Genomic DNA, 13,839 nt, shown 5'->3' on the forward strand with positions numbered 1-13,839 from the left:
TCATCCTTTTTTACATCGACAGGTTTGGCTTGGCTTATGCCATCGCGTTCAATTCTGCCAACACTTCGTCCGCCCATTGAATCCATGCTTGGCGAACCAGTAAATTACGACGTAGCGTTAAACGCTCTAAACGTTGCTGCTTGTCTAACACGGCTGGGTTAGCGTAATAAGCGGCTTCGATTTCCTGATAGTGAGCGACCAATTTACGCGATTCTTCAACCAGTTCAGCCAGTTGCAGACGGTAAGGTTCTGCCGATTGTACTGAACAAGCCATCAATTTCGCACTAAACTCATCACGCACGGTTGGGTGTGCGGTTGGTTGATCAAACCACTCACCTAAAGCGCTGCGGCCAGCTTGGGTTATAGAATAAACCTTGCGATCTGGTTTGCCTTCCTGTGGTTCCAGAACACAAGTCACTAAACCCTGTTCCCCCATTTTATTGAGTTCACGATATACCTGCTGATGGCTGGCTTTCCAGAAGTAGCCAATGCTAGCAGAAAACTCTTTGGTTATATCGTACCCGGTTGCATCGCGTGTGCTAAGAACAGTAAGGATAACGTGTGGTAATGACATGTCTTCAATCCAAAAATTAAGTCAACATAAACTTCTATCTAAACGGTTGTTGTGCTTCTAATGGCACGCATATCAACGCATTTAAATACCTGCAGCGCAAAATTCGGCTGCTTATGTCACCTTATAAAGCCGGTTATCACCTAGAGTGGCGTATGTCTTTGCATACTTTAACTGTGAGATTGCTTTACATTACTTATCACAGAGGGAACGTAGTATATCTAAATAATAAGCATAAAGTGGAATACAAATATGCTGATTAGTCGAAAAACTGACATTATTCTAAATAATGCAAAAATGTAAAACAAAAGGCCACAAAGTTGTGACCTTTTAGTTTTTTATACTGACATTTAGCGATTTGTTAACCAGTATTGCGCATTCCCGCCGCAATTCCCGCAATGGTCACCATCAAGGCTTCTTCCAGTTCTGGAGCAGGAAGTTCTGATTGACGGGTACGATACAGCAGTTCTGCTTGCAGCATATTGAGTGGTTCAATATAGATGTTACGCAGACGAATCGACTCTTGTCCCCAAGGATCGCTTTGCATCAGGTTCTCGTTATTCTCAACGTTCAGAACAACTTTAATGTCTTGCTGTAATTGAGCACGCAATTTCTCACCCAATGGACGCAAAGTCGGTTCAACAAGTCGCTCATCATAATGACGCGCGATGCTTACACTGCATTTGGTGTACACCATTTCCAGCATGCCAAGGCGAGTTGAGAAGAATGGCCATTCGCGGCACATCTCTTCAAGTAGCGCTTGGTGTCCTTCATTAATGGCAATTTGGATCGCTTCACCCGCACCTAACCAAGCAGGAAGAATGAGACGATTCTGGCTCCATGAGAAGATCCATGGAATGGCTCGCAGGCTCTCGACTCCACCAGTAGGATTACGTTTGGCGGGTCTGGAACCCAATGGCAGCTTGCCGAGTTCTAATTCTGGTGTGGCTTGACGGAAGTAAGGAACAAAGTCTGGTTCACCACGCACGACTTTTCGGTAAGCATTACATGAAATTTCCGACAGAATATCCATCAGCGCACGCCACTCATTTTTAGGCTCTGGTGGGGGGAGCAAGTTGGCTTCCAAAATAGCGCTGGCGTACATGTTAAAGCTGTTGACCGCCACTTCAGGTAGACCCAGTTTAAAGCGGATCATTTCGCCTTGTTCGGTTACACGCAGACCGCCCTTCAAACTCTTTGGTGGCTGAGAAAGCAGTGCCGCGTGTGCAGGAGCACCGCCGCGACCAATTGTGCCGCCGCGACCATGGAATAGAGTGAGTTCGATCCCCGCTTCTTCGCCAACTTTCACTAGCGCTTCCATCGCTCGGTATTGCGCCCAGCCTGCCGCCATCACCCCCGCATCTTTGGCGGAATCGGAATAACCAATCATCACCATTTGGTGGTTCTGAATAAAGCCGCGATACAGATCGATGTTCATCAGTTGACGGATCACCGATTCTGCATTGTTCAAGTCATCTAAGGTTTCAAACAGCGGGCAAACATCCATACGATAAGGACATCCTGCCTCTTGCAGCAGCAGGTGCACGGCGAGGACATCCGATGCAGTACGCGCCATCGAAATGACATAAGCGCCAAAGGCATCTTTGGACTGCGCAGCGATGATCTTACAGGTATCCAACACCTCTTTGACTTGAGGCGACGGTTGCCAATCGCGTGGTAGCAGTGGGCGTTTCGAGTTCAGCTCTGTGGTCAGGAACGCGATTTTATCTTGCTCGCTCCACTGATTGTAATCGCCGATGCCGAGATGACGAGTCAGTTCCGAGATCACTTCTGCATGGCGTGAGCTCTCTTGACGAACATCGAGGCGAACCAGATGCACGCCAAAGGCTTTAATGCGGCGCAGGGTATCGAGCAAGGAACCATCTGCGATTACGCCCATGCCACACTCATGCAGTGATTGGTAACACGCGTAGAGCGGTTCCCACAACTGATCTGCGGTTTGCAAAGGAGCTTTTACTGCCAGTTTTTGGCCGTTGAGTTTTGCATCAAGAATTTCAATCGTCTCTTGCAGCAAGCTTCGTATTGGCTTGAGGATGGCGCGATAAGGTTCGTGCTCTTCGCCGGCTAAAGCGCGTACGGCTTCATTACACTTGGTCATCGAAAGTTCGCTGACCAGTTCATTGATATCGGTGAGATACAAATCGGCTGCTTTCCAGCGTGACAGTAACAGCACTTCGCGAGTGATAGTGTGGGTCACAAAGGGGTTACCATCGCGATCTCCACCCATCCAAGATGAGAAATGCACAGGGCGTGCATCAATCGGTAAACCTTCACCTAGGTAAGATTTCACCTGTTCATCCAGCTCACGCAAAAACTCAGGGACGGCGTGCCACAATGAGTTTTCTACGACTGCGAACCCCCATTTGGCTTCATCTAATGGCGTTGGACGCTGCTGACGAATCACATCCGAATGCCAGCTTTGGGCAATTAATTGCTCAAGGCGGCGCTCGGTTTTATGGCGCTCTTTCGGAGAGAGGTCGCTGAGCTCAAGTTTGGACAGACACTCGTTGATTTTGACTAGCTTGTTGATCATAGTGCGACGAGTGATCTCAGTCGGGTGAGCGGTCAATACCAGCTCAATGTTGAGATCGCGAATGGCTTGCGCCGTATCGAATTTACTGACCGACTTCTGCGCCAGTTTAGCAAACAGGCTACCAATCGCATCCAACTCATTCACGTGGCTTTCACAGTGGCGTGAGATGGTGTGATACTGCTCGGCAATATTGGTCAGGTTCAGGAATTGGTTAAAGGCGCGAGCCACGGGAGTCAGTTGGTGGTTAGGAAGATTTTTGATCTCTTCGATCAGCAGCTCGCGGTCTGCTTGGTTGCCCGCTCGGGCAGATTTGGAAAGTTTTCGGATGGTTTCCACTTTCGCTAAAATAACGTCACCATCGGCGGCTTGAATTGTCTGGCCGAGTAGTCGTCCTAACATGCTTACGTTACTTTTGAGCGCAGCGTATTTTTCGTTCATTGTCATCCTGCCTTGAAAAAAAATTACATCCAATGTGAGTTCAGTTAATTACACAATCTTGACCATTTTGTCCAGTGGACTTGCGGTTAAGACTAAGATTCCATTTATTGTCATCCGCGTTGGTGCAGAGATTGTTTAACTAAAAACACCAAATTATTGAAAATTTCTTACAAAAAAGCCCTGAGGTTGAACTCAGGGCGATCAATTTAGAAACAATATTTCTGCATGGCTCGTGATAGCACGCGTACCGTTGGGTCAATAAATTCAAACGCCAAAAACTCATCCGGCTGATGAGCTTGATCGATCGAACCAGGGCCAAGCACTAAGGTCGGGCAAACTTGCTGCAAGAAAGGGGCTTCGGTGCAGTAATTCACGGTTTGCGCTTCTTGCTCGCAGATTTCGCTAATACCGTGAATAAACGGATGGTCATGCGCGCACTCATAACCGGGGATCGGGTCATGCAGCGGGACGAGTTCAATGCGCCCCGGCCACTTTTGCTGTACCTCACGTAGAGCGTCATGCATCAGGTTATCTAAACCATCTAAGCTAATGCCTGGAAGAGGGCGAACGTCATAATGCAGTTCGCAGCAACCACAAATTCGGTTTGGGCTATCGCCACCATGAATGTGACCAAGGTTCAGCGTTGGAGTCGGAATTTCAAATCCCGGATGGTGATATTCTTTAATTAAGCGATCGCGCAGCTGCATAAGAGCAAACAGCACTTCGTGCATGATCTCAATCGCATTAACCCCCAGCGCTGGATTGGATGAATGGCCAGATTTACCGGTCACGCGAATGGCATTCGCCACATGGCCTTTGTGCGCGCGGATCGGCACCAAGCTGGTGGGTTCACCGATGATGCAGTAATCCGGTTTAAATGGGGCGTTTTCGGTAAAGTGGCGTGCACCGAGCATGGTAGTTTCTTCATCGCAGGTCGCCAGCACATACAGCGGCTTGGTTTGTTTGCTCCAATCGACGTTTTTCACCGCTTCATAAATAAAGGCGAAGAAACCTTTCATATCCGCGGTCCCTAATCCATAGAAGCGATTATTGACTTGCGTGAGCGCATGCGGGTTGTAATTCCAGCGACCCTCATCAAACGGCACAGTATCACTGTGTCCTGCTAATAATAAGCCGCCTTCACCGCTACCGAGTTTGGCAATCAAGTTCTGCTTATTCGGGGCGACTTGCTCAATTTGAATCGAAAAACCGAGCGCGCTGAGCCAATCGGCTAATTTTGCGATCACCTGCTCATTACCTTCATCCCAGCGCGCATCGGTCGAACTGATTGAAGAGGTTGAAATCAGGCCTTCATAGACCTCAAGGAAACTGGGTAACGGCATTTTATCTTTGCTCCTGCTATTGACAGAGTGTCGGTGAAACGGTAAAACACATATTAAATCACTTTAAGTGAATAAAAAAACAATTAATCGCAATTTTGAAAGATGAATAGTCAGCGTTGTTCGCTCTCTTTCACCACTTAATACGGATGTTTTTGATGTTAAAAACCACCATCATCGGCGCAAGCGGTTACACCGGAGCAGAACTGGCTCTTATGGTGCACAAACACCCACAACTCACGCTATCAGGTTTATACGTTTCCGCCAACAGTGTGGATGCGGGCAAATCGCTGGCGCAGTTGCATGGTCGAGTGGCAGGGCTGATTGATATGCCAGTGCAAGCCTTGACTGATGTGGATACTGTTGCGGCCGAGTGTGATGTGGTCTTTCTGGCCACCGCGCATGAAGTGAGTCATGACCTCGCGCCGCAATTTCTCGCTCAAGGTTGTCAGGTCTTTGATCTGTCTGGTGCATTTCGGGTGCAGAGCGAAGCGTTTTATCCAACCTTTTATGGCTTTGCGCATCAGCATTCTGAATGGTTGGAAAAAGCGGTGTATGGCCTGGCTGAGTGGAATGCGGAAGCAATCAAAACCAGCCCTATGATTGCTGTTGCGGGTTGCTACCCAACGGCATCGCAACTGGCGATTAAGCCTCTGTTGGTGGATGGGTTAATCGACACTACCCAATGGCCAGTGATTAACGCGGTGAGTGGTGTCTCTGGTGCGGGGCGTAAAGCCACCATGACCAACAGCTTCTGTGAAGTGAGCTTGCAGCCCTACGGTGTGTTTAACCACCGTCATCAACCAGAAATTGCGACTCATCTAGGCTGTGAGGTGATCTTCACCCCGCATCTTGGCAACTTTAAGCGCGGGATTCTGGCCACCATCACAATGAAATTAGCGGATGGTGTCACCGAGCAGCAAGTCGCAGAAGCTTTTAGCAAGGCGTATCAAGATAAGCCATTGGTGCGTTTCAGCAATGGTTTACCACGGATTCAAGATGTCGAGTTTACCCCATTTTGTGACCTCGGCTGGAAGGTACAAGGACGTCACATCATAGTGGTGTCTGCTATCGACAATTTATTGAAAGGCGCATCGAGTCAAGCGATGCAGTGTTTAAATATTCACTACGGTTTCGATGAATTAACCGCGTTGGTGTAAGGGTTCAACATGTCAGATCTTAAGCTCAGTCCTTTAGTGATTAAGTTAGGCGGTGCGGCGCTCGATTGCGCAGAGACACTTAGCAAATTGTTTGGTGCGATTGCCCAATACCAGAACCAAGCCCAACGACGCATCGTGATCGTGCATGGCGGTGGTTATCTGGTCGACGACTTGATGGCGAAGCTGCAACTCAAATCGGTCAAGAAAGACGGTTTGCGCGTCACTCCGTATGATCAAATTCCGATCATTGCCGGCGCTCTCGCAGGTACAGCCAACAAGATGCTGCAAGGCCAAGCGATCAAAGATGGCATCAATGCCGTAGGTTTGTCACTGGCGGATGGTGGTTTGTGCCACGTCGAGGAATTAGATCCTGAACTGGGCGCAGTCGGTAAAGCCACGCCGGGAGATTCCACTTTGCTGCAAGCGATTTTGGCTACCGGTGCGATGCCCATCATTAGCTCGATTGGCCTAACTGCGCAAGGGCAGATGATGAACGTCAACGCTGATCAAGCGGCGGTGGCTGTGGCGGGTGCTCTGGATGCGGAATTGGTCCTGCTCTCGGATGTCAGCGGTGTACTGGATGGCAAAGGCCACCTCATCGCCACCTTAGATGCTAAACAAGCGGATGCACTGATTGCCGGCAAAGTGATTACCGACGGCATGATCGTCAAAGTGAAAGCGGCATTGGAAGCGGCGCAAGATTTAGGACGTCCGATTGAAGTGGCTACCTGGCGTTACCCAGAGAAGCTCGCCAAGTTATTTGGCGGCGAAAGCATCGGCACCCGTTTTCTACCTTAAGATTTTAAGTCACTAATTTGATTAAACCTGAGCACTGACCGCCAAGCGCAGAGCCAGGAATATGGAGATACATCAATGAGTAAAGTACAAGTTAAAAAAGTAGTTGTGGCATATTCTGGCGGTCTGGACACGTCGGTGATCATTCCATGGTTAAAAGAAAATTATGACTGTGAAGTGGTGGCGTTTGTGGCTGACGTTGGTCAAGGTGATGAAGAGCTGAAAGGCGTAGAAGCCAAAGCACTCTCATCGGGTGCCTCTGAATGTTACATCGTTGACCTGAAAGAAGAATTCGTAAAAGAGTACATCTACCCAACGCTGAAAACTGGCGCTTACTATGAAGGTAAATACTTACTCGGTACTTCCATGGCGCGTCCGGTGATTGCTAAAGCACAAGTTGAAATCGCGCGTAAAGTGGGTGCGGATGCACTGGCGCACGGTTGTACTGGCAAAGGTAACGACCAAGTGCGTTTTGAAGGTGCTTTTGCGGCACTGGCTCCAGATCTGCATGTGATTGCGCCTTGGCGTGAGTGGGATCTGCGTAGCCGTGAAGCGTGTTTGGATTACCTTGCCGAGCGCAACATTCCCTGTGCCGCGTCATTAACCAAGATCTACTCGCGTGATGCCAACGCATGGCACGTTTCTACCGAAGGTGGCGTTCTGGAAAGCACATGGAATGCGCCAAACGAAGATTGCTGGGTGTGGACCGTCGATCCTGAGCAAGCGCCTAACGAAGCGGAATATGTCACGCTGCAAGTGGCTCATGGCGAAGTGGTCGCTGTTGATGGTGAAGCCATGACCCCTTACAACGCTTTGCTGTACCTCAACCAAAAAGGTGCAAAGCATGGTGTAGGTCGTATCGACATCGTGGAAAACCGTTTGGTGGGTATGAAATCTCGCGGCTGCTACGAAACCCCGGGAGGCACCATCATCATGGAAGCGCTGCGCGCGGTTGAGCAACTGGTGCTGGATAAAACCTCATTCGAATTCCGTGAAGAGCTGGGTATTAAAGCGTCACACCTTGTTTATGATGGTCGTTGGTTCACGCCACTACGTCAGGCGGTATTTGCGGCAGCCGATGAGCTAGCGAAAGATGTCAACGGTGAAGTGGTGATTAAACTGTATAAAGGCCAAGCCGTTGCAACGCAAAAACGTTCGGCTAACAGCCTCTACTCAGAAGATTTCGCGACCTTTGGTGCCGATGAAGTGTATGACCACAGCCACGCAGGCGGCTTCATCCGTCTCTATTCGCTGTCAAGCCGCATCCGCGCTCTGAGCCAAAACAAGCAGTAATCAGCGCAGTCATCGGTTTATATAATAAGGATCGCACTGCGATCCTTATCCCCTTCCTAATTGAAGTTGCAGCGGTGTTGGCTACGTTCATTCACCCCAATCACATAGTTTATCTATGCTCATGGGGATTCACTCACTTGCCGCCTACCTGCCACTCCATGAGTTTGGGGGACATTTTCAGTTATCACATCCTCGACGGCGGTTGCGGTGAGAGGAAAACAGGAGATTAAGCATGGCATTATGGGGCGGAAGATTTACCCAAGCGGCAGACAGTCGGTTCAAATCATTCAACGATTCCTTACGTTTTGATTATCGATTGGCTGAGCAAGATATTGTTGGATCAATCGCTTGGTCAAAAGCCTTGGTCTCCGTCAATGTCTTGAGCGTGCAGGAGCAACAACAGTTAGAGCAGGCGTTAAATCACCTATTGCAATCGGTTCAGCAAGATCCGGAGCAAATCTTAGCCTCTGATGCAGAAGATATTCACTCTTGGGTCGAGCAGAAGCTGATTGAGCAAGTCGGTGATCTTGGTAAAAAACTGCACACAGGGCGTTCACGTAATGATCAGGTCGCAACCGATCTTAAGCTCTGGTGTCGCGATCAGGGCGTTCATCTGCTGCTTGCTCTGAAAACGCTGCAACAACAGTTGGTGGCGGTGGCTGCTGAACATCAATCGACAGTTTTGCCGGGCTACACCCATTTGCAACGCGCGCAACCAGTAACTTTTACTCATTGGTGTTTAGCTTATTTGGAGATGTTTGAGCGTGATGAGTCCCGTTTGACTGATGCTCTAGCGCGTTTAAACACCTCACCACTGGGTTCAGGTGCATTAGCGGGAACCGCTTACGCGATTGATCGTGAGGTGTTAGCGGCGGATCTTGGTTTCACTCGCGCAACACGTAACTCGCTGGATGCGGTCTCCGATCGCGATCATGTGATGGAGCTGATGTCAGTCGCATCGATCTCTATGCTGCATTTGTCGCGTCTGGCGGAAGATATGATCTTCTACACCACTGGTGAAGCGGGCTTTATTGAATTGGCTGATACGGTGACCTCTGGTTCTTCACTGATGCCACAAAAGAAAAACCCCGATGCACTTGAATTGATCCGCGGCAAAACCGGACGCGTCTATGGTGCATTGGCTGGGATGATGATGACAGTCAAAGCTCTGCCTCTCGCGTACAACAAAGACATGCAAGAAGACAAAGAAGGGCTGTTTGATGCGCTCGACACTTGGTTTGATTGCTTGCAAATGGCGGGACTTTGCTTTGATGGCATTAAAGTCAATGCGGCGCGTACGTTAGAAGCGGCCAAGCAAGGCTACTCGAACGCGACTGAATTGGCGGATTATCTGGTTGCGAAAGGCATTCCATTTCGCGAGGCGCACCATATTGTCGGGGTAGCGGTAGTCGCAGCTATTGGCAAGGGTGTAGCGTTGGAAGAGTTGTGTCTGGCGGAGCTGCAACAGTTTTCGCCTTTGATTGAGCAGGATGTCTATCCGATCCTGACTATTGAGTCTTGTTTAGAGAAACGCTGCGCACTCGGTGGGGTATCGCCCAAACAAGTGGCGCATGCTCTTCAGCAAGCTCAAGCGCGCGTGAAGTCTTAACATTTCAGCGAGCTGGTCGATCCTATGAGATAAATGGAAAAAAACAGTGGTGCAACTATTTGAGTAATAAGAGGAATCATCTCGGAGAAAAAAGATCGTAAAAAAGATCATTTTTTTATGAACCTTTTGCTTAGAGCTCTGTCTATTACTGTACCACTGCTTTTTCTTAGAAGACTCTAAGAAGGCCCTAAATCTGTACTAGGTTTAGGGCTTTTTTCTTTTCTGCGTAGCAGAAAGTTTAATTCGGGTTCTAATCCTCTTTTCCTTGTCGTTTACGCCAAGGCAAGATCACATACTTTATCCATAAATGCAGAAACAGTAAGCCGTTAAAGGCAAACCCCGCAAGGATCAAGCTGATCGACTCGATGCTGGCGGGATCCTCTTTAAAGCCCCAAAACCAAATGATCCACACGACAACGGACAACACCGTGAGTTGATCCATACAGCGTTGACAGCGACCAATTTTTTTCCAAAACCAATGTTCGCTACACTCTCCACAAGCCATACGCTTCACCTTAAGCCAAAAGATGTGATTATCAGTCGGTGAACAACACCGAGTTGCTAAAACATCAAGGAGTATAACTCAGCGCAAGTATGATGCCGAAGCTTGAGTGCAGAGTTAAGGGCAGTGAGAATTGAATGAGCTCAACAGCAAATTCAATCTAATCCAAAAAAGCCTGAGGTTGATCTCAGGCTTTGGCATTTTTACAGAAAGAATCGGTTCTGAGTGCGCGGGAAATTAACAGCCCGGACCACAATCCAAACAGTGTTTGATCATCTCAGGGCCTAAGTGCAGCTTCGCGTTTAAATCACGCAGAGCAGTGCGTACCCCTTCCTCAATTACCGGATGGTAGAAAGGCATATCGAGCATCTGCGAAATGGTCATCTGGTTTTGATGCGCCCAAGCCAGCAAGTGTGCTAAATGCTCAGCATTCGGTCCCATCATCTCCGCACCAAGGAAACGGCCAGTGCCTTGCTCGCCATACACATGCAGCAAGCCTTTGTTGCGCAGCATCACACGTGAACGGCCTTGGTTTTCAAACGACACTTCACCCACGGCAAAGCAGCCACAGTTACCCAGACGCTGAGTCAGCTGCTTATAGGTTTCCCCGACCATAGCGATTTGTGGATCAGAAAACACCGCAGAAATTGGCGAGCGGCGTAAACCCGCGCGAATGTCAGGGAAGCGGCCTGCGTTATCGCCGGCAATGCGTCCTTGATCTGCGGCTTCATGCAGCAGCGGGATTTGGTTGCTGGCATCGCCTGCAATAAAGATTGAAGGTACCGAGGTTTGCAATGTGTAGTGATCTGCTTTGGGTACACCACGCTCATCCAGTGCCACATCGGTATTGTCCAGTGCGAGCTTATCAACGTTGGGACGACGACCTGTTGCGGCAAGTACATAATCTACGATGAAGGTTTCTAGCTCTCCTTGTTGGTTGATAAATTGGATTTCCACTTTATCGCCAGCAATACGTTTCATGCTTTCGACTTTGACGTCTGCATCAAGATAAAACTCTTGTTGGAAAGCACGATTCGCGTAAGCCATGACGTCAGGATCAGTGAGTGGTCCTACTTGACCGCCTAAGCCAAACACTTTCACTTTTACCCCTAAACGATGCAGGGATTGGCCAAGCTCTAAACCGATCACACCCGGACCAAACACCGCGACGGCTTGTGGCAGGTCATCCCACTCAAATACGTCATCATTGACCACAAGGCGATCGCCGAGCTCATTCCATACTGCTGGATAAGCAGGGCGAGAACCCGTCGCAATCACGATACGTTTGGCATGAATACGCGTGTGATCATCCACTTGCAGCGTATGGTTATCAATAAACTTGGCGTAGCCTGTAATCTTGTCTTGTTCAGGAATGGAATCCACCCCTTCCAGCACAAAACCGACAAAGCGATCTCGTTCGCGTTTGACGCGATCCATTACTTCACGTCCATTAATCACAATTTCACCTTGCGGGTAAACCCCAAAGCCGGGCGCTTTTTCAATCTGGTGTACACTTTCTGCCGCGGCGATCAGCAGTTTGGAAGGCATACAACCCACTCGCGCACAGGTGGTGCCGTAAGGGCCGCCTTCAATCATCACCACATTCGGAGTGTAAGCTTTCGCTGCACGATAAGCGCCAAGGCCAGCAGTACCACCGCCAATTACGGCGACATCAACGTGAATCTGTTTCATTATGGATCCTCAATCGGTTTGTTCTCAGTCTGAAAGGGCAGTTTTAGGCTCCCGGATGGAAGCCTAGAAACTTATTGATTTAGGTAGACTTCTAAGTCGTCGCTACCACCAATGTGTTTACCACCGATAAACACTTGCGGCACCGTGGTACGGCCAGAAACGGCGCGCAGACTCACTGTGGTAGCGTCTTTACCTAAAATCAGCTCTTCATACTGTAGACCGGCATCAATCAGCGCTTGTTTCGCCTTGGCGCAATAAGGACAGCCTGGCTTAGTGAAAATAGTCACTGATTCTTGCACCTTGTATTGAGGGGCAATGTATTTGAGCATGGTATCGGCGTCCGATACTTTGAACGGGTCGCCCGGCTCATTCGGTTCGATAAACATTTTTTCTACCACACCGTCTTTAACCAGCATGCTGTAGCGCCATGAGCGTTTACCAAAGCCAAGGTCATTTTTATCCACCAGCATGCCCATACCATCGGTAAATTCACCATTACCATCAGGAATGAAGGTGATGTTGTCGGCATTTTGGTCATCTTTCCAAGCATTCATCACGAAAGTATCGTTGACCGATACGCACAGAATGCTGTCGACACCATGCTCTTTAAAGACAGGAAACAGCTCGTTGTAGCGCGGTAGGTGAGTGGATGAACAGGTTGGAGTAAAGGCACCCGGCAAGCTAAACACGATAACGGTTTTGCCTTTGAACAGTTCATCGCTAGTCACATTGACCCAAGCGTCACCTTGGCGAGTAGGAAAAGTAACCTGTGGAATGGTTTGACCTTCTTTAGATGTAAACATTGTGTTCCTCATTTGTGAAATTTAATTTTAAATCAATAGGATGTGTTTCGTTGTTGATGGCTATTGTTAAAGAAAAGCTTTGATAGCTCTAATCGTTTAATGCTATGGTTTTAATAGATGCATTCTATCTGGGGAAGCTATGAACATTCGTGATTTTGAATACTTGGTCGCATTAGCTGACCACAAGCATTTCCGTAAAGCGGCAGAAGCGTGCTTTGTCAGCCAACCCACCTTGAGTGGCCAGATCCGTAAGTTGGAAGATGAAATTGGAACGACTTTGCTTGAGCGCAGCAGTCGTCGAGTTCTGTTTACCGAAGCGGGGCTACAACTGGTTGATCAGGCAAAGAAAATCCTTTCGGAAGTGAAAACGTTTAAAGATATGGCTAACCAGCAAACCGGAGCCATGACTGGGCCGTTGCACATCGGCTTTATTCCGACCTTAGGGCCGTATTTACTGCCGAAGATCATTCCTACTTTGAAAGAACGTTTCCCTGAATTGGAGCTGTATCTGCATGAAGCGCAGACTAACCAGTTAGTGCGTCAGCTCGAAGAGGGCAAACTGGATTGCTTGGTGCTCGCTTCGGTGGAAGAGACGGCACCTTTTAAAGAAATTGAGCTGTATAACGAAGTGTTGAGCATTGCAGTGCCTTGCGATCATGCTTGGGCGGCGCGTGACGAAGTGGACATGCTGGAGCTGAAAGGTAAGACCGTATTGGCTTTAGGAGATGGGCATTGCCTGCGCGATCAAGCGTTAGGTTTTTGCTTTGCTGCGGGAGCGAAAGATGATGAACGCTTTAAAGCCACCAGTTTAGAAACGTTGCGCAATATGGTGGCTGCAGGCGCGGGGATCACCTTATTGCCTGAGCTAGCCTTACCTGAAGATAAAACCAAAGATGGGGTTTGTTACCTGCGGGCGGTTAACCCGATTCCATCGCGTCGACTCGTCTTGGCTTATCGACCAGGCTCGCCTTTACGCCAGCGGTTTGAGCAGTTGGCAGAAGTGATTAAACATCGCTTACAGCAAAGCGAGTAAGACGGCGAATCGAATACAAAAAAGAGGCTGATGATTCAGCCTCTTTTTA

At 48.8% G+C, this 13,839-nt stretch carries 11 protein-coding genes; 5 read left to right on the top strand and 6 right to left on the bottom strand.

Annotation, left to right across the window (positions count from 1 at the left end; genetic code table 11):
- Positions 1–34: 34 nt before the first annotated feature.
- The 3 genes from T411_RS0108255 to argE form a co-directional block, all read right to left on the bottom strand.
- Positions 35–574: a PadR family transcriptional regulator gene (locus T411_RS0108255; protein ID WP_000056565.1), complete on the bottom strand. Its 540-nt coding sequence runs from the start codon at positions 572–574 to the stop codon at positions 35–37.
- Positions 575–932: 358 nt separating this feature from the next.
- Positions 933–3,563: a phosphoenolpyruvate carboxylase gene (gene ppc / locus T411_RS0108260; protein ID WP_001003593.1), complete on the bottom strand. Its 2,631-nt coding sequence runs from the start codon at positions 3,561–3,563 to the stop codon at positions 933–935.
- Between the two features lie 206 nt (positions 3,564–3,769).
- Positions 3,770–4,906, bottom strand: coding sequence for an acetylornithine deacetylase (gene argE, locus T411_RS0108265; protein ID WP_001130865.1), 1,137 nt, complete (start codon positions 4,904–4,906; stop codon positions 3,770–3,772).
- A 155-nt stretch (positions 4,907–5,061) separates the two neighbouring features.
- Here argE and argC point away from each other — a divergent pair, with 155 nt between their 5' ends.
- From argC to argH, 4 genes are all read left to right on the top strand, one after another.
- Positions 5,062–6,063 carry an N-acetyl-gamma-glutamyl-phosphate reductase gene (gene argC / locus T411_RS0108270; RefSeq protein ID WP_000921321.1) on the top strand — a complete coding sequence of 334 codons (1,002 nt, stop codon included), beginning with the start codon at positions 5,062–5,064 and terminating at the stop codon, positions 6,061–6,063.
- Between the two features lie 9 nt (positions 6,064–6,072).
- Positions 6,073–6,861, top strand: a complete 789-nt coding sequence (argB, locus tag T411_RS0108275; RefSeq protein WP_001281558.1) for an acetylglutamate kinase — start codon at positions 6,073–6,075, stop codon at positions 6,859–6,861.
- Between the two features lie 75 nt (positions 6,862–6,936).
- Positions 6,937–8,151, top strand: a complete 1,215-nt coding sequence (locus T411_RS0108280) for an argininosuccinate synthase (RefSeq protein ID WP_000049171.1) — start codon at positions 6,937–6,939, stop codon at positions 8,149–8,151.
- Between the two features lie 232 nt (positions 8,152–8,383).
- Entirely contained in the window at positions 8,384–9,760 is a 1,377-nt protein-coding gene (argH, locus tag T411_RS0108285; RefSeq protein WP_001240133.1) for an argininosuccinate lyase, read from the top strand.
- Between the two features lie 250 nt (positions 9,761–10,010).
- Here argH and T411_RS0108290 read toward each other — a convergent pair whose 3' ends face one another.
- From T411_RS0108290 to T411_RS0108300, 3 genes are all read right to left on the bottom strand, one after another.
- Positions 10,011–10,265 carry a DUF3624 domain-containing protein gene (locus tag T411_RS0108290; protein ID WP_000742074.1) on the bottom strand — a complete coding sequence of 85 codons (255 nt, stop codon included), beginning with the start codon at positions 10,263–10,265 and terminating at the stop codon, positions 10,011–10,013.
- A 234-nt stretch (positions 10,266–10,499) separates the two neighbouring features.
- On the bottom strand, positions 10,500–11,954 hold the full coding sequence (locus tag T411_RS0108295) for a dihydrolipoyl dehydrogenase (protein WP_000809405.1): 1,455 nt from the start codon (positions 11,952–11,954) through the stop codon (positions 10,500–10,502).
- 71 nt (positions 11,955–12,025) lie between these two features.
- Positions 12,026–12,757, bottom strand: coding sequence for a glutathione peroxidase (locus T411_RS0108300; protein ID WP_000495223.1), 732 nt, complete (start codon positions 12,755–12,757; stop codon positions 12,026–12,028).
- A gap of 139 nt (positions 12,758–12,896) precedes the next feature.
- On the opposite strand from T411_RS0108300, the gene oxyR reads away from it, so the two are divergent.
- Entirely contained in the window at positions 12,897–13,790 is an 894-nt protein-coding gene (gene oxyR, locus T411_RS0108305) for a DNA-binding transcriptional regulator OxyR (RefSeq protein ID WP_001025909.1), read from the top strand.
- Positions 13,791–13,839 lie beyond the last annotated feature (49 nt).

The organism is Vibrio cholerae ATCC 14035 (assembly GCF_000621645.1).
Lineage (GTDB): Bacteria > Pseudomonadota > Gammaproteobacteria > Enterobacterales > Vibrionaceae > Vibrio > Vibrio cholerae.